15 protein-coding genes are annotated in these 14,782 nt (G+C 63.9%); 9 read left to right on the plus strand and 6 right to left on the minus strand.

Annotated features, from left to right (window positions below):
- Positions 1–29: 29 nt before the first annotated feature.
- A complete protein-coding gene (locus tag RHIZ70P_RS19815) occupies positions 30–2,156 on the plus strand; it encodes a TRAP transporter permease (RefSeq protein ID WP_115672193.1) in 2,127 nt (708 codons plus the stop codon).
- On the plus strand, positions 2,153–2,521 hold the full coding sequence (locus RHIZ70P_RS19820; protein WP_115672194.1) for a DUF1850 domain-containing protein: 369 nt from the start codon (positions 2,153–2,155) through the stop codon (positions 2,519–2,521). The genes RHIZ70P_RS19815 and RHIZ70P_RS19820 overlap by 4 nt, the downstream gene beginning before the upstream one ends.
- Before the next feature lie 33 nt (positions 2,522–2,554).
- On the opposite strand, the gene RHIZ70P_RS19825 is transcribed toward RHIZ70P_RS19820, so the two are convergent.
- The 3 genes from RHIZ70P_RS19825 to RHIZ70P_RS19835 all read right to left on the minus strand — a co-directional run bounded on the left by RHIZ70P_RS19825 (position 2,555) and on the right by RHIZ70P_RS19835 (position 4,055).
- Positions 2,555–2,788, minus strand: a complete 234-nt coding sequence (locus RHIZ70P_RS19825; RefSeq protein WP_115672195.1) for a hypothetical protein — start codon at positions 2,786–2,788, stop codon at positions 2,555–2,557.
- 106 nt (positions 2,789–2,894) lie between these two features.
- The gene (locus RHIZ70P_RS19830; RefSeq protein WP_115672196.1) at positions 2,895–3,122 is read right to left on the minus strand and encodes a hypothetical protein; all 228 of its coding nucleotides are present in this window, start codon (positions 3,120–3,122) and stop codon (positions 2,895–2,897) included.
- Between the two features lie 45 nt (positions 3,123–3,167).
- Positions 3,168–4,055 (minus strand): hypothetical protein, encoded by an 888-nt coding sequence (locus RHIZ70P_RS19835; protein WP_147294029.1) that lies wholly within the window; start codon positions 4,053–4,055, stop codon positions 3,168–3,170.
- A gap of 233 nt (positions 4,056–4,288) precedes the next feature.
- On the opposite strand from RHIZ70P_RS19835, the gene RHIZ70P_RS19840 reads away from it, so the two are divergent.
- From RHIZ70P_RS19840 to RHIZ70P_RS19860, 4 genes are all read left to right on the plus strand, one after another.
- Positions 4,289–5,215 (plus strand): pirin family protein, encoded by a 927-nt coding sequence (locus RHIZ70P_RS19840; RefSeq protein WP_115672198.1) that lies wholly within the window; start codon positions 4,289–4,291, stop codon positions 5,213–5,215.
- Positions 5,216–5,331: 116 nt separating this feature from the next.
- Complete coding sequence (gene dxs, locus RHIZ70P_RS19845) at positions 5,332–7,251, plus strand: 1-deoxy-D-xylulose-5-phosphate synthase (protein ID WP_115672199.1); 1,920 nt, start codon at positions 5,332–5,334, stop codon at positions 7,249–7,251.
- Positions 7,252–7,800: 549 nt separating this feature from the next.
- The gene (locus RHIZ70P_RS19855) at positions 7,801–8,970 is read left to right on the plus strand and encodes an MFS transporter (protein WP_115672201.1); all 1,170 of its coding nucleotides are present in this window, start codon (positions 7,801–7,803) and stop codon (positions 8,968–8,970) included.
- Between the two features lie 52 nt (positions 8,971–9,022).
- The gene (locus RHIZ70P_RS19860) at positions 9,023–9,361 is read left to right on the plus strand and encodes a YkgJ family cysteine cluster protein (RefSeq protein ID WP_115672202.1); all 339 of its coding nucleotides are present in this window, start codon (positions 9,023–9,025) and stop codon (positions 9,359–9,361) included.
- Positions 9,362–9,365: 4 nt separating this feature from the next.
- Here the strand turns inward: RHIZ70P_RS19860 and RHIZ70P_RS19865 are convergent, their stop codons facing one another.
- Positions 9,366–9,683: a hypothetical protein gene (locus RHIZ70P_RS19865; RefSeq protein WP_115672203.1), complete on the minus strand. Its 318-nt coding sequence runs from the start codon at positions 9,681–9,683 to the stop codon at positions 9,366–9,368.
- A gap of 194 nt (positions 9,684–9,877) precedes the next feature.
- On the opposite strand from RHIZ70P_RS19865, the gene RHIZ70P_RS19870 reads away from it, so the two are divergent.
- From RHIZ70P_RS19870 to RHIZ70P_RS19880, 3 genes are all read left to right on the plus strand, one after another.
- Positions 9,878–10,480: a superoxide dismutase gene (locus RHIZ70P_RS19870; RefSeq protein WP_115672204.1), complete on the plus strand. Its 603-nt coding sequence runs from the start codon at positions 9,878–9,880 to the stop codon at positions 10,478–10,480.
- A 148-nt stretch (positions 10,481–10,628) separates the two neighbouring features.
- Positions 10,629–10,952 carry a hypothetical protein gene (locus tag RHIZ70P_RS19875; RefSeq protein ID WP_115672205.1) on the plus strand — a complete coding sequence of 108 codons (324 nt, stop codon included), beginning with the start codon at positions 10,629–10,631 and terminating at the stop codon, positions 10,950–10,952.
- Between the two features lie 211 nt (positions 10,953–11,163).
- The gene (locus RHIZ70P_RS19880) at positions 11,164–11,499 is read left to right on the plus strand and encodes a hypothetical protein (protein ID WP_115672206.1); all 336 of its coding nucleotides are present in this window, start codon (positions 11,164–11,166) and stop codon (positions 11,497–11,499) included.
- 89 nt (positions 11,500–11,588) lie between these two features.
- On the opposite strand, the gene RHIZ70P_RS19885 is transcribed toward RHIZ70P_RS19880, so the two are convergent.
- Positions 11,589–13,553, minus strand: a complete 1,965-nt coding sequence (locus tag RHIZ70P_RS19885) for a methyl-accepting chemotaxis protein (RefSeq protein WP_115672207.1) — start codon at positions 13,551–13,553, stop codon at positions 11,589–11,591.
- A gap of 205 nt (positions 13,554–13,758) precedes the next feature.
- Positions 13,759–14,766 (minus strand): DUF4424 domain-containing protein, encoded by a 1,008-nt coding sequence (locus tag RHIZ70P_RS19890; protein WP_235842286.1) that lies wholly within the window; start codon positions 14,764–14,766, stop codon positions 13,759–13,761.
- Between the last annotated feature and the right edge of the window lie 16 nt (positions 14,767–14,782).

Consider the following 14,782-nt stretch of genomic DNA (forward strand, 5'->3'; position numbering starts at 1 on the left):
GTGCCAGACGCCGGTATCAGGAGCATTTCATGCTGCATGACACGGTCAAGCACGACATGCCGGCCGACAGCCGCGAACTCGGTCTGCACGATCCCCTCGCCGAGAGTTTTCCGCCCGGACGCGAGGGCCGCGTCCTGTTCTATCTGGCGATCGCCTTTTCGCTGTTCCAGGTGGCGACCGCCGCGCACGTGATCGATTTTCCAAGCCAGGTCGTGCGCGCCGTGCATGTCGGCTTCGTCACCGCACTGATCTTCCCGCTGCTGGCGCTGGCGCGTGGCTACGGCCCGCTCGGCAAGGCCGTCACCTGGGGGCTCGCGCTGCTCGGTGTTGCCGTCGCGGGCTACCAGTGGGTCGAATACGAGGCGCTGCTGGTGCGGGCCGGGGATCCGCTGCCGATGGACCTGGTCATGGGTGTGATCGCCCTGTTCACCGTCTTTGCCGCCGCCTGGTTCGCCATGGGGCCGACGCTGCCGATCATTTCCGGCCTGTTCCTCGCCTATTGCCTGTTCGGCGAATACCTGCCTGCCCCGTTCGACCACCGCGGCTACGACTTCGGCCAGGTAATCGAGCACATGGCCTATGGCACCGAAGGGATCTACGGCATCCCGATCTATGTCTCCTCCACCTATATCTTCCTCTTCATCCTGTTCGGCGCCTTCCTCGAGAAGGCCGGAATGATCCGGCTGTTCACCGACATTTCGCTGGGCCTTGTCGGTCACAAGCAGGGCGGCGCCGCCAAGGTGGCGATCATCTCCTCGGCGCTGATGGGCACGATTTCCGGCTCCGGGGTCGCCAATGTCGTCACGACCGGCCAGTTCACCATTCCGCTGATGAAGCGCTTCGGCTACCGCGCCGCCTTTGCCGGCGGTGTCGAGGCCACCGCCTCGATGGGCGGGCAGATCATGCCGCCGGTCATGGGAGCGGTCGCGTTCATCATGGCCGAAACGCTCGGCGTCGAATACCACGAGATCGTCAAGGCGGCGATCATTCCGGCGATCCTCTATTTCGGCTCTGCCTTCTGGATGGTTCACCTCGAAGCCGGAAAGCGTTCGCTGCACGGACTGCCGAAGAACGAACTGCCCTCGGCGATGAAAGCGCTGACCACCCAGTGGTATCTAATCCTGCCGCTGGCAGCGCTCGTCTGGCTGCTGTTTTCCGGCTACACGCCGCTGTTCGCCGGCACAGTTGGGCTGGCCTTCACCCTGCTCCTCATCCTCGGCAGCTCGATCGCGCTCGGCATGCCTTCCATGGTGGTGCGGGTCCTGTTCTGGATCGGCCTCGGACTGCTTGCCGCCTCCTTCTTCAAGTTCGGCATGGGCGTCGTGCTCGTCGGGGTCGCCGTGCTGATCGGCTGGAACGCGTTTTCCAAGGGCGGCCGCGAAACGCTGCTCATCTGCCGCGATTCGCTCGCCGACGGCGCCAAGACGGCGCTGCCGGTCGCCATCGCCTGCGCCGTGGTCGGCGTGATCGTCGGCACCATGACGCTGACGGGGGCCGCCAACACCTTTGGCCAGTTCATCGTTTCGGTCGGTGGCCACAGCCTGTTTCTGTCACTGTTGCTGACCATGGTCACCTGCATCGTGCTCGGCATGGGCATCCCGACCATCCCGAACTACATCATCACCTCGTCGATCGCCGGTCCGGCCCTTCTCGAACTCGGCGTGCCACTGATCGTCAGCCATATGTTCGTCTTTTACTTCGGCATTCTCGCCGACCTCACGCCGCCGGTGGCGCTCGCCTGTTTCGCGGCGGCGCCTATCGCCAAGGAGAGCGGGCTGAAAATCTCGATCGAGGCGATCAAGGTCGCGGCGGCCGGCTTCGTCATCCCATTCATGGCGGTCTATACGCCGGCCCTGATGCTGCAGGACGGAGGCGCACTGGCGCAGTCTATCGGCTTTCCGGCGGCGGTCGCCTATATCGTCTTCAAGACCGCCATCTCGATCGGGCTGTGGGGCGCCGCCGTGATCGGTTTCCTCGGCGTCAGGCTTGGTATTCTCGAGCGGGCGCTGGCCGTGGTCGCCGCTTTCACCCTCATTGCCGCCGTGCCGATGACCGACGAAATCGGCTTCGGCCTCGCAATCCTGTTCGCCATCGTCGTCTGGCGCAAGACGACCGCGGCAAGGCGAGCTGCGCCCACCGCCGAAAAGGCCTCATGAGCGCGGGCGTCTGCATCCTCGCAGGCGCCAAGGCGATGAGCTTCGCCGTCTCGCTGTTTTCGCTTAGCTGGGCTCATTCGGTGGAGAAGACAGAGTGGCAGGAGGACTGGGCCGTGACGCCGGCGGGCCTGCAGCTGACGACGGCCCGCGTCAAGGGCTCGGGCGCCGGCATGGAGCCGGGCGACGACGCCGTGCTCAAGGACGGCTGGTGGGAATGGTCGCCGCAGAATCCGCCGATCGGGGAACTGCGCCTCGCGGCCTCCGGTGCGACCGGCGGCGGCTGGAAGTTGTGCCATGACGGCGGGTGCGTGGAATTGGGGGCGGAGGCCGGCGATGACGTGGTGATTACGCCATGCCGGCCCTGACGGTATACGGGGGCCGAACGCCCCTGACGGAACCTACTTGGTGATCGGCTTGGCCGACTGGGTCAGCGTGTGGGTCGCCTCGCCGCCGATTTTCGCGCAATCCTCGGGGGATGCCGTCAGGACATGAATGTCCTTGACCTGGCATACGGTGCCGGCGCTGACGCCTTCCGTGCCATAGGCATCCGTGGTCCAGCCCGGAATGGGAAGACCAGCGAAGGCAGAGGTAGCCGACAGGGAAAAAAGCGATGCGATCAGGATCTTCTTCATGGGATTGCTTCCGTGACTGGAGGTGGGGGCGGATTCTGGACAGTAGGCCTGACGTCGGATGTCTGGAGTTGTGCGATGGTGGACCGCCGAGCGCCGCCTAAGGAACTTACTTGGTGATCGGCTCGACCGACTGGGTGAGCGTGTGGGTCGCTTGGCCGCCGATAGTCGTGCAGTCTTCTGCGGATGCGGTCAGAACATGAATGTCCTTGACCTTGCAGACGGTACCGGCGCTGACGTCTTCCGTGCCCCAGTTCTCCGTTATCCAGCCCGGAACACCCGCGAAGGCACAGGTCGCAGACAGGGTGAAAAGCGATGCGATCAGTATCTTTCTCATAGTATTCATTCCGTCAGTTTGAGGTTCGGGTCTATCGGCTGCTGTTCAGTCGCGCAGCACGATATGGGTCAGCAGAGCGTCGGGATCATGGGTCGTCGGCTGTTGAAGGCACGACGATGGATCGATTCCCGCCTGCTCCAGTGAAGATTTCTGGAGATCGCAGATCGCGATCACCGCGTCATGGGTCTGTTCGGCCGCAAGGTCGGCCGCGTGTCGAAATGTGCCCTTGGTACTGGCGAGCGTTTGCGCCAATTGCTGGGAATAGAGGGCAACAGACTTGTCCGCCGTGAAATTGGCGAATTGGTCGGCCGAGGCAGAAACGATGACCGCCTCCGGACGAGACCCGTCGTCCGATGGGTGCGCGTCGATGAACAAGGGCGTCACGGCGCCGGATTCACACGCATCGAGGATGAAGATCACCTCCCCGACCGGCAGGGCATGCACCCAGGCGGCGAAATCGCTGGCCATGATCCAGTCGCCTTCGGCCACGGCAAATTGCAGCGCGGCGGGCTTGTCCTTGGTCCACAGCACGAACACATCGTTATCTGGGCCGACCTGTGCCGTGGGATCGAGCCCGCCGGCATGCAGGTTGGCGTAGATGATCAGCCGGTCGTTGGGACCGAGACCGCTGAGACCGGCAAACGCCGCCTTCAACCCTTCGGTCGTGGCGGCGGCGTTCAGGAGGGTGGTGACATTCTCGTCGGCGATACCCAGACGCGCGGTCAGGGCGGCTTCGACGGAATCCACGCTGCGGCGGCAAGCCTCGGCATCCTGGCGCTTCCAAGGCGGACAAATGCCGATCGCCATCAGATGCGTCGTCTCAGTGAATTTATCTTCAGCAAGTGAAGATTTCGCCGGAATAATTGCCGTCATTGCTACAGCAACAATTGTGAATATCTTCCCGGGCCGGCGCCTTCCACCAAAGAAATGCATTTGAACGTCCCAGTTTTAATTGCTTTCACGAGGTCAAACTGGCCCTCAACTGTTAACGAAACGCTCTTTTCGGATTCGCAGCATTGACCTTTTTTGACGGGGGACAGCGCAGGAGGTTTGCGGCCAAAACGCCGACGGGCCTGCGAACGGACTGTTCATCTGCAGCGCCTTTCGCGCCCCACCAGCACGGAGTAGTTTTTCAGAAGGACTGCATAGCCAAGAGGAGCCCACCCATGTCGTTTTTTCCCGGCAAAGATCCCCTGCCCGGCGATACCTTCGCCAGCGACGCGATCGAGCAGTTGATCATCCCGCGCTCCAGCGACATCGGCGGCTTTGCGGTCAGGCGGGCGCTCCCCACCGCTCGGCGGCGACTGGTCGGGCCGTTCATCTTCTTCGACCGCATGGGACCGGCGCTACTTCGGGCCGGCGAGGCGCTCGACGTCAAGCCGCATCCGCATATCGGGCTTTCCACCGTCACCTACCTGTTCGACGGCGAGATCAAACATCGCGACAGCCTGGGTACCGAACTGGTGATCGAGCCTGGCGACATTAACCTGATGACGGCAGGGCGCGGCATCGTGCATTCCGAGCGCACACCGGAAAAGTTGCGCGGCAAGCCGCATTCGGTCTCCGGACTGCAGACCTGGCTGGCCCTACCGGACCAGATGGAGGAGATCGACCCGGCCTTCGCCCACACGTCGAAGGACGCCATGCCGATGTTCGAGGCGGACGGTGCGTCCGGCCGGGTCGTGATCGGCTCGACCGCCGGGCTTAGCTCCCCGGTCAGGGTGTTTTCCGACACGCTCTATGTCGACCTAACGCTTGAGCCGGGCGGCCGTTTCCATTTCGAGGCCGACCAGGAGGAGCGTGCCGCCTACCTGCTGTCCGGAGAGGTGGAGATCGCCGGCGACCGCTTTGGCCCCGACCAACTGCTGATCTTCCGCCCCGGAGACGCGCTGACGCTTGTCGGCGGCGCTCAGGGCGCGCATGTCATGCTTTTCGGCGGCGCGGCCATGGCCTCCAAGCGGCACATCTGGTGGAACTTCGTCTCCTCCTCGAAGGAGCGGATCGAACAGGCCAAGGAAGAGTGGAGAACCGGCCGCTTCGACATCGTGCCGGGCGACGAGGAGGAGTTTGTCCCTTTGCCGCAAGGCATTTGAACTCTATATAGGAGGCTGGCCATCCGCGGTGCACGCGAGCTTTTGCCTGAGCGGCAAATCCTCTATAAGGCGAGCGACACGCCGAAAAGACGACAACGACAAGAGGCTCGAGCCCCGTGACATCCCTGCCCCTGACGCCCTTGCTGGACAAGGTCCGCTATCCCGCAGACCTGCGCGAGCTCGAAGACCGCGATCTGCCGCAGCTTGCCCGCGAAGTGCGTGACGAGATGATCGACGCGGTGTCGAAGACCGGCGGGCATTTGGGCGCCGGGCTCGGCGTCGTCGAACTGACCATTGCCATCCACAAGGTTTTCGACACGCCGAACGACCGGCTGATCTTCGACGTCGGGCACCAGTGTTATCCGCACAAGATCCTCACCGGCCGGCGCGACCGCATCCGCACGCTGCGCCAGGAAGGCGGCCTTTCCGGCTTCACCAAGCGCGCCGAGAGCCTCTACGACCCCTTCGGCGCGGCGCATTCATCGACCTCGATCTCGGCCGGGCTCGGCATGGCGGTCGCGGCCGATCTCTCGGGCACCGACCGCAAGGTGATCGCGGTCATCGGCGACGGCGCCATGTCGGCCGGCATGGCCTATGAGGCATTGAACAATGCCGGCGCGCTTGATGCGCGCCTCATCGTCATTCTCAACGACAACGACATGTCGATCGCGCCGCCGACCGGGGCGATGAGCGCCTATCTGGCGCGGCTTGCGTCTGGGCGCACCTATATGGGCTTCCGCGACCTCGGCAAGAAGCTGACGGCCTATCTCGGCAAGACCGTCGACCGGGCGATCACCCGGGCGGTCGAACATGCGCGCGGTTATGTGACCGGCGGCACCATGTTTGAGGAAATGGGCTTCTACCATATCGGCCCGATCGACGGGCACTCGTTCGAGCACCTGCTGCCTGTCCTGCGCAATGTGCGCGACAACGGACAGGGGCCCGTGCTGATCCATGTGGTGACGCAGAAGGGCAAGGGCTACGCTCCGGCCGAGGCTGCCGCCGACAAGTATCACGGTGTCAACAAGTTCGACGTCATCACCGGCGCCCAGGCCAAGGCCAAGCCCAATGCACCATCCTATACCGCCGTGTTCGGCGAGGCGCTGGTGCAGGAAGCGACGCTGGACGAGAAGATCGTCGGCATTACCGCCGCCATGCCGTCGGGCACCGGGCTCGACAAGCTGGCCGAGATTTTTCCGAAGCGCACCTTCGATGTCGGTATTGCCGAACAGCATGCCGTCACCTTCGCCGCGGGCCTCGCGGCCGAAGGCTTCAAGCCCTTCTGCGCGCTCTATTCGACCTTCCTGCAACGCGGCTATGACCAGGTGGTCCACGACGTGGCGATCCAGGGCCTGCCCGTTCGCTTCCCGATCGACCGCGCCGGCTTCGTCGGTGCCGACGGCCCGACCCATGCGGGTTCCTTCGACACCGGCTTTCTCGCCTCGCTTCCCGGCTTCGTCGTCATGGCGGCGGCCGACGAGGCGGAGCTGAAGCATATGGTGCGCACGGCGGCGGCCTATGACGCCGGCCCGATCTCCTTCCGGTATCCGCGCGGCGAGGGTGTGGGCGTGCAACTGCCCGAACGCGGCGAGATCCTCGAGATCGGCAAGGGCCGGGTGATGAAGCAGGGCACCAAGGTGGCGCTCCTGTCCTTCGGCACGCGGCTCGCCGACTGTCTGCTGGCGGCCGAAGACCTCGATGCGGCCGGCCTTTCGACCACCGTCGTCGATGCGCGCTTTGCCAAGCCGCTCGATGCGGATCTCATCCGCCAGCTCGCCCGCCACCACGCGGTGCTGGTCACCGTCGAGGAGGGCGCCGTCGGCGGCTTCGGCAGCCAGGTCGTGCAGCTGCTCGCCAGCGAAGGGCTGCTCGACAACGGCCTGAAATTCCGCTCCCTGGTACTGCCGGATTTCTGGATGGACCAGGCCAAGCCGGAAGTCATGTATGCCAAGGCCGGCCTCGACGCCGCCGGCATCACCCAGACGGTGTTCAAGGCGCTCGGCCAGGCCGGCGTCGGGGTGAATGCGGCAGGCTAGAGTAGCGTAGTATGACCGTCGAAAAGCGATCTGAGGCGATGGCTGAGCAAGCCGCGGCGACCTGCATAATGATTCTTCGTGCTGCTCGGCATGATCCGGCCGGTGTCGGGCGATGACGCGGCTGCCGGCCTGCGGAGCATGCAGGCATTCCTGCAGGAAACACCCGGCTGCATCGAATTCGCCGACCAGTGCAGCGTCTGCCGGCTCGTCGAGGGCAAGGCTATGTGCTCGACCCCTTCGACGGCTTGCATCAAGAAGGACTATTGTCTGCACGCGGCAGAGCGAAGAGTAGCGACGGGTGTCCGTCGTCATCCTCTTCTCCCCAACGGGGAGAAGTGCCGAGCGCATGCGAGGCGATGAGGGGGCTGCGTGCACCGCGCTCAAGCTGGCTTCGCCCCCCTCATCCGGCGCTGCGCGCCACCTTCTCCCCGTTGGGGAGAAGAGGGACGTCATCCCTCGACGCCCCCCTGCTGGACTTCCGCCCCTCCCCCGGATAGACCGGACCAAAAGCCCGAACCTAAGGGCCTCTGCGCCTTGAGGGAGGCCGTCATGTCGTTGCATGCCATCGCCGAGGATTTCGCGCCCGACTGGGCGGCGATCGCCGTGGTCATTCTCGGCGTCACGGCCTTTTCCGTCGGCCAGGGGCTGACCTATCCGCTGATCGCGCTGGTGATGGAAGGGCGTGGCGTCTCCTCCACCCTGTCCGGACTGAATGCCGCCGTCTTTGCCGCGGGATTGGCGACGTCGACGCTGATGATCGGCAAGCTAACGGCGCTCCTGCGCGGTGACCGGCTGATCGTCGCGGGGCTCGTTGGCGCGTCGGCCTCGCTTGCGGCCTTTGCCGCATTCGATGAACTGTGGCTGTGGTTCGTCGCCCGCTTCACGCTCGGCTTTTCGACCAGCATCATCTTCACCATGAGCGAAGCCTGGCTCAATACCGCATGCCCGGATCGGCTGCGCGGCCGCGTCTCGGGCGCCTATGGCGCGGGCATGTGCGCCGGTTTTGCCGCGGGACCGCTCGCCATCCCTTTGGTCGGCACCGAGGACGGCTTCGCCTTTGCGCTCATTGCCGTCTATGTCGCCTTCGTCGCCTTCGTCACGGTCATGCTCGGCCGGTTCGCTCGCACCCGGCCGGAGGCGGCTTCGGCGCGCGGCCTGATCGCCTTCGCCCGGACCGCGCCGCTTCTTCTCCTGATGGTGCTCGCCTTCGGATATTCCGACATAGCAGCCATATCGACCATCCCGCTCTATTTCGTCGAGCGCGGTTATTCGGAGAATTTCGCCGCCCTAGTCGTCAGCATGGTGGCGCTGCCGACGGCGATCGCCCAACCGCTTGTCGGCTGGCTGCTCGACCGAAGCTCGCGGAAGCTGGTGGCCGTGTCGTCCGCAGCGCTCTGCGGCACGAGCTTCATGGCGCTTCCCTTTCTCAGCAATCAGGCGCCGCTGCTTCTCGCCGTCTCGCTTCTCGGGGCTGCAAGCTTCTCGCTTTACACCTGTGCGCTGACCCTGCTCGGCGACAAGTTTCGCGGCGGGCTGCTGGTATCGGGAGCGGCTGCCTATGCGCTGATCTACGCGATCGGCAGCGCGGCCGGTTCCAGTTCCACCGGACTGATCATGGACTGGGCGCTCGATGCCGCCCCTATCCTGACGGGGGTCATGATGCTGGGCTTCGCGGCGATCTTCGCCATTGGCCTTCGGGATCAGCCGGCACGCGGCTGAGTTTGCGCGTAACGGGCTGGCTTTTGGCCCTCCGATCTGCTTTGACCGAAAGATGCTGGAAACCTCGCCGCCCGATATCTTCGACTGCCAGACCTGCGGCGCCTGTTGCGCCTACAGCGCCGACTGGCCGCGCTTCTCGCTGGAAAGCGACGAGGAGATCGCCCGCATTCCCGACAAGTTCATCGCGGCCGACCTTTCCGGCATGAAGTTCGAGGGCGGCCGTTGCGCGGCACTGACCGGCGAGGTCGGCAAGCATGTCGGCTGCGCAGTCTATGCCGACCGACCGCTGGTGTGCCGCACCTGCATGCCGGGCGACGAAGAGTGCAGGATGGCGCGCGCCGAATTCGGTTTCAGTACCGAGGCGCTGCCCGATCCTGACCGCTTTTTGTAGCCCCTCAGGGGATCGTGACACCCAGCGTTTCGGCCGGCAGTTCGCTGCCGAGTTCGACGGCACCGGTTTGCTTGTCCATCACGCAGACATAGGTGACGGTCGCGTCTGCGCCCTTCGCCTTGCCCGACAGCACGGCTAGCCCGAAGCGCTCGCTGCCGAACGGATCGACCGCCGCCCTGGCCTGTTCGAGCACGGGCGCTGCCGCTTCGAGGCACTTCTTCCCGACCTCCTCGGCGAATTCCTGCCAGGCATCGTCGGAGGAGGCAAAGGCCGGAACGGCGGCGGCGAGGAACAGGACAAAGGCTGGAGCGAGTCGCGGCATGGAAGCATCCTTTTCGATCGGAGGGCGCCAATTCGGCGACCATAGAAAACACATGGATTTCTAGCCCAGCGGAGGAGATAAATCTTCTCCCCGCCGGAATGATTTTGACCTTTGGCAGGTTGCCTCGGCAGGGTTCCCCTCCTATGTTCCCGATCACCGATTTCCGCAATCAGTTGCCAAAAGGAGATTTTACCATGGCTTTCGAATTGCCCGAACTCCCCTATGCCTACGACTCGCTCGCACCCTTCATGTCGGCGGAGACGCTCGAATATCACCACGACAAGCACCACAAGGCCTATGTCGACAACGGTAACAAGCTCGCCGCCGAAGCCGGCATGGGCGACCTGTCGGTCGAGGAAGTCGTGAAGAAGTCGTTCGGCACCAACCAGGGCCTCTTCAACAACGCCGCCCAGCACTACAACCACATCCATTTCTGGAAGTGGATGAAGAAGGACGGCGGCGGCACCAAGCTGCCGGGCAAGCTGCAGGCGGCAATCGACAGCGATCTCGGCGGCTATGACAAGTTCAAGGCCGACTTCACCTCGGCCGGCGCGACCCAGTTCGGTTCCGGCTGGGCCTGGCTCTCGGTCAAGGATGGCAAGCTCGCCATCTCCAAGACCCCGAACGGCGAAAACCCGCTGGTGCACGGCGCCTCGCCGATCCTCGGCGTCGATGTGTGGGAACACTCCTACTATATCGACTACCGCAATGCCCGCCCGAAGTATCTCGAAGCCTTCGTCGACAGCCTGATCAACTGGGACTACGTACTCGAAATGTACGAAGCCGCCACGAAGTAAGCGTCGAGCGAATTTGCATTCAAAGAACCCGGTGCCGAGAGGCGCCGGGTTTTCTTTTGACATGAAGCCGCTTGCTAGAACGGCCGTCGGGTGAAACAGTCTGATCTGTCGTACGGTTCGGATTTCACCAGACCAGAAGGAGCCATCCATGGCCGATAATTCCCTGCAGACACAACTTCGCGAGCTTCAGGCACAGGTGGCCGCACTGACGGAAAGCCTGGCGGAACAGGGGGACGCTGCGGCTTACCGGCTTCGCAAGCGCACATCGGCCGCGATGCGCGATGCGTCACGCACCGCCGAGGAGGTCGTCGACTATGCCCGGTCCGAGGCGGAAAGCGTCGCCGGCATTGTGCGCGAGCATCCGGCGGCGACCTCGACGGCCCTCCTGACCGCCGGGCTGATCGGCGGCCTCGTCGGCTACCTCATCGGCGCGGCGCAGGCGCCACATCATCCGCACCGCCGCTGGTATTGACGTTATAGCGAAGGGGTCGGCCGCGCCGATCCGGAGGTTCCCGGCACCATGGCTTCAGGCGGGGCGCTGGGCCGCCGGTCCATACCGCCGTCGCGCGGGTGGCGACGCTACCAGCCTGAGCCGCAGTACGCCTTCGCACGGGGCAAAGGAACCTTCCCCTCGTCGCCGCGTTTCCTCCGGGAACAATGCCCTCAACAGGAAAGGATCACCCATGGCCAGCAACAACAGCGACATCATGAACGAACTGCGCAGCCTCCAGGCCCAGGTCATGCATTTCAAGGACCTGCTTTCCGAGGAAGGCGAGAAGGTTGCCGGCGAGGCGCGCGGCCGCGCATCGACCCTGGTCAACGGCGCCAGCCGCAAGGTTCAGGATGCCGCGAGCTATGCGAAGGACGAGGCTGCCACGATGGGCTCGATCGTCCGCGAGCATCCGACCGCGACTTCGACCGCACTCCTGACCGCCGGCGTGGTGGGCGGCCTGATCGGATACTTCCTCGCAACCTCCTCGTCGCAGTCCTCCAGCTATTCGCCGCGCCGCTGGCTCTGAACGCCCGAACACAGGCTTTAAAAATTGCGACACCCGGCCCTCTGAAGAGAGCCGGGTGTTTTTCATTTCAGACATTCAGCCTGCAGCGATCAGAACTCCGACCATTCCTGCTTGGCAGCGGCGCTGCCGCCGGAAAATGCCTGGGTAATGCGGCCTGCAAGCGCGCGGGCCGGCGAGACGGTCGGCTTGGCATTGTGGTCTGCGGGAACCGGCGTCGATGGGCGCGCAGGCGCAGGCCGGGTCTGGCGGACCGGGGCGGACATCTCTCCCTGTCCGAGCTGGAACTGACCAAGCAATGCGTTGAGAGCGGCGGCCTCGGTCGCCAGCGAATGGCTCGCCGCCGTCTGCTCTTCGACCATCGCGGCATTCTGCTGAGTGCCCTGGTCCATGGTGTTGACCGCCGTATTGATCTCCTGCAGGCCGGTCGACTGCTCGCGGCTGGCCGTGACGATCGCCGAGACGTGATGGCTGATTTCCTCAACGGCGGCGACGATCTTCTCCAGTTGCGTGCCGGTTTCGCCGACCAGCGCAACGCCGTTGCCGACCTGGGTCGAGGAGGTGGAAATCAGTGCCTTGATTTCCTTTGCCGCATTGGCCGAGCGTTGGGCCAGTTCGCGAACCTCCTGGGCAACAACCGCGAAGCCCTTGCCGGCTTCGCCCGCGCGGGCGGCCTCGACACCGGCGTTGAGAGCCAGAAGGTTGGTCTGGAAGGCGATTTCGTCGATCACGCCGATGATGTTGCTGATCTCGCCGGCCGACTTCTCGATTTCGGTCATCGCGGTGACGGCATTGCGCACCACCTGGCCGGAGCGCTCGGCACCGGCGCGGGTGCTGGCGACCAGCTGGCCGACATCCTCGGCGCGGCGGGCGGTATCCTTGACGGTCGTCGTGACCTGCTCCAGCGCGGCGGCCGTTTCCTCGACGGACGCTGCCTGCTGTTCGGTGCGACGCGACAGATCGTCGGCCGAGGCGCGGATCTCGGCCGCACCTGCGTTGATCGCGGCGGCATTGGCGCCAACCGAGCGCAGGGCGCCCTGGAGCTTTTCGAGCGATGCGTTGAAGTTCATGCGCAGCGCGTCGAGACGCTCGGCGAAGGTGGTGTTGATGCGATAGGCGACATTGCCGTCGGCAAGGGCCGCAAGGCCGGTTGCCAACTGGTCGACAGCGAAGGCGATCTCGTCTGCCTCGCGGGCCTTTTCGGCCTCGGCGCGGCGACGTTCCTGCTCGGCGCTGGCGCGCATGGCTTCGGTTTCGCCGGCCAGACGCTGCTTTTCGACCGCTGCATCCTTGAACACGACGACCGCCTTGGCCATCTGGCCGACTTCGTCACCACGGTCGAGGGCAGGCACGTCGACGTCATGCGCGCCACCGGCCAGCTGGGTCATCGCCTCGGTCATGCCGACGATCGGGGTCACGATCGAGCGCGACAGCAGCCAGATCAGGGCAACAGCGACGACGCCGGCAATCGAGCCGCCGATCAAAAGTGCAAGCTCAAGATTGCGGTGAGCGCTGGCGAGCGCTGCCGCGTTGGTGGCCGACATGGAAGCAATCTGATCCTTGATCTTCGCAGCCTCTTCGCGGAAGGCATCGAGCTGACCCTTGGAGGCGTTGCGGCCGATCTCGATGACCTCGGCGATCGTCGCCTCGGTATCCTTGCGTGCGGCAAGTTGCGGTTCGGTCAACTGGGTGTGGAAGACGTCGGCCGCGGCCTTCATCGCGTCGAGCGAGGCAATGATTGCCGTGTCGCCGGCGGCGACCTTTTTTGCTTCCTCGATGTAGCCGAGCATTTTTTCGCGGTGAGCGAAGACGTCCTTATAGGTGCTCTCGCTGCGGAACAGCAGGTAGCCACGCTGGTTCACGGCCTGTTCGAGCATGGATTCAAGTGCGCGGTCGGACAGGGAAAGAATCTTTTCGGAGCGTTGCTGCTCCACCGAAGCGGCCTTGGCGAGATAGGCCTCGACGAACACCACCGCCGTCGCGAGAAAACAGCTGGCCATGATGCCAAAAAAGGTGAGGATCAGCTTCTTGTTCAGGGAAATGTTCTTGAGGGACATGCGAACTACTCTCTCGCGCATTGCCATGGAGGGACCATGGCTCAAGCGCGCGGACACACAGGGGCTGAGGCATGATTGGTTCCTGCCGCAGCGCTGCCCTTCATGGCGCACCGTTGGATCGCGGAGTTCGTACAATCGTACCGAACATGAGCAAATGCTCTTATGATTCGGTTATGCGACAGTGCGAAATTTCGCATGCCGAAATTTACCGGCTCGGAACCACCAGAAGAATGTGCAGGTCCTTCTCCGGATAGAAGTCGGTCGCGGTCATCTCGAAGCGTGTCGGCCCGACCTTGCGGACATTGCTGCCGCAGAAGCTGACGAAATTCTTCTCGTCGCCCTTGTCGACCGTCAGCTTGAACTTGCCGATCGACCCGCCCCAATTGGCGCCCGTGGTCAGGATGTAGGACATCCATTTCTCGAAATAGTAGACGCCGGCATCGTAGTTCTGTTGCTTTTCCAGCTTGAGCGCCGTCTTGAGGAAGGCGTCGTCGATGCAATAGCGCTCGCGGTATTCGTCCAGTTGCGGCGTGGGCTTGCCGTCCTGGATGAAGGTCATGGCGACGGTGCCGCCGACGCTCGGCCGGTAGCTGTGATGGACCTTCACCTCGCGCCCGGCCGGAAAAGTGGTGCGCCACCAGTAGACGGTTTCCAGCTTCCACAGCACTTCATATTCCGGCTCCACCGGCTTGCCCGGCTCGCCCGGATCATAGCTGGTGTTGATGATCAGCCCCCGCGTTTCCCAGTCCTTGCGCACGTCGTCGGGCAGCCTGGCTATTCCGGCCCGCGTCGCCTCGCTCAACGGCAGCAGCGAAATACCGCGGCCGACGATTTCCTCGGTCATGTCGATGCCGTTGACGGTGGCGCGCTGCTGCAACTGCGGTTCGATCTTCCGGCCGTCCTGCGACACGGTAAAGCCCATGAAATTGTCGTGCTCGAAATCGTCGAGCGCGGCATTGAAGTCCATGAAGCCGCCGATCTCCGGCATGGGGAAGGCGACAAGGGTTTCCAGATCGGTGTCCGACTGGTTCTTGAAGACATAGTCGACCCGGATCTCTTCCTGGGAGATGAACAGGTCCTCGCTCAGCATGTCGACCTGGTCCTGGCGGGTATAGACGAGCCCGCCGGCCTCGAGCACGGCCGAGGTGTCGTTCGCCATCACCGGGGCCGCCATCGTCAGGGCGAAAAGGCCTGCAAGCATGGCGTTCTTCATCGTCGTCTCCTGCCTT

This window comes from Paenirhizobium selenitireducens ATCC BAA-1503 (genome assembly GCF_900492185.1).
Classification (GTDB): Bacteria; Pseudomonadota; Alphaproteobacteria; order Rhizobiales; family Rhizobiaceae; genus Allorhizobium; species Allorhizobium selenitireducens_A.

What these genes read in the sequence shown, in the direction of transcription:
- RHIZ70P_RS19815 (WP_115672193.1), top strand. Translation starts at nt 30, where the DNA reads ATGCTGCATGACACGGTCAAGCACGACATGCCGGCCGACAGCCGCGAA.
- RHIZ70P_RS19820 (WP_115672194.1), top strand. Translation starts at nt 2,153, where the DNA reads ATGAGCGCGGGCGTCTGCATCCTCGCAGGCGCCAAGGCGATGAGCTTC.
- RHIZ70P_RS19825 (WP_115672195.1), bottom strand. Translation starts at nt 2,788, where the DNA reads ATGAAGAAGATCCTGATCGCATCGCTTTTTTCCCTGTCGGCTACCTCT.
- RHIZ70P_RS19830 (WP_115672196.1), bottom strand. Translation starts at nt 3,122, where the DNA reads ATGAGAAAGATACTGATCGCATCGCTTTTCACCCTGTCTGCGACCTGT.
- RHIZ70P_RS19835 (WP_147294029.1), bottom strand. Translation starts at nt 4,055, where the DNA reads ATGCATTTCTTTGGTGGAAGGCGCCGGCCCGGGAAGATATTCACAATT.
- RHIZ70P_RS19840 (WP_115672198.1), top strand. Translation starts at nt 4,289, where the DNA reads ATGTCGTTTTTTCCCGGCAAAGATCCCCTGCCCGGCGATACCTTCGCC.
- RHIZ70P_RS19855 (WP_115672201.1), top strand. Translation starts at nt 7,801, where the DNA reads ATGTCGTTGCATGCCATCGCCGAGGATTTCGCGCCCGACTGGGCGGCG.
- RHIZ70P_RS19860 (WP_115672202.1), top strand. Translation starts at nt 9,023, where the DNA reads ATGCTGGAAACCTCGCCGCCCGATATCTTCGACTGCCAGACCTGCGGC.
- RHIZ70P_RS19865 (WP_115672203.1), bottom strand. Translation starts at nt 9,683, where the DNA reads ATGCCGCGACTCGCTCCAGCCTTTGTCCTGTTCCTCGCCGCCGCCGTT.
- RHIZ70P_RS19870 (WP_115672204.1), top strand. Translation starts at nt 9,878, where the DNA reads ATGGCTTTCGAATTGCCCGAACTCCCCTATGCCTACGACTCGCTCGCA.
- RHIZ70P_RS19875 (WP_115672205.1), top strand. Translation starts at nt 10,629, where the DNA reads ATGGCCGATAATTCCCTGCAGACACAACTTCGCGAGCTTCAGGCACAG.
- RHIZ70P_RS19880 (WP_115672206.1), top strand. Translation starts at nt 11,164, where the DNA reads ATGGCCAGCAACAACAGCGACATCATGAACGAACTGCGCAGCCTCCAG.
- RHIZ70P_RS19885 (WP_115672207.1), bottom strand. Translation starts at nt 13,553, where the DNA reads ATGTCCCTCAAGAACATTTCCCTGAACAAGAAGCTGATCCTCACCTTT.
- RHIZ70P_RS19890 (WP_235842286.1), bottom strand. Translation starts at nt 14,766, where the DNA reads ATGAAGAACGCCATGCTTGCAGGCCTTTTCGCCCTGACGATGGCGGCC.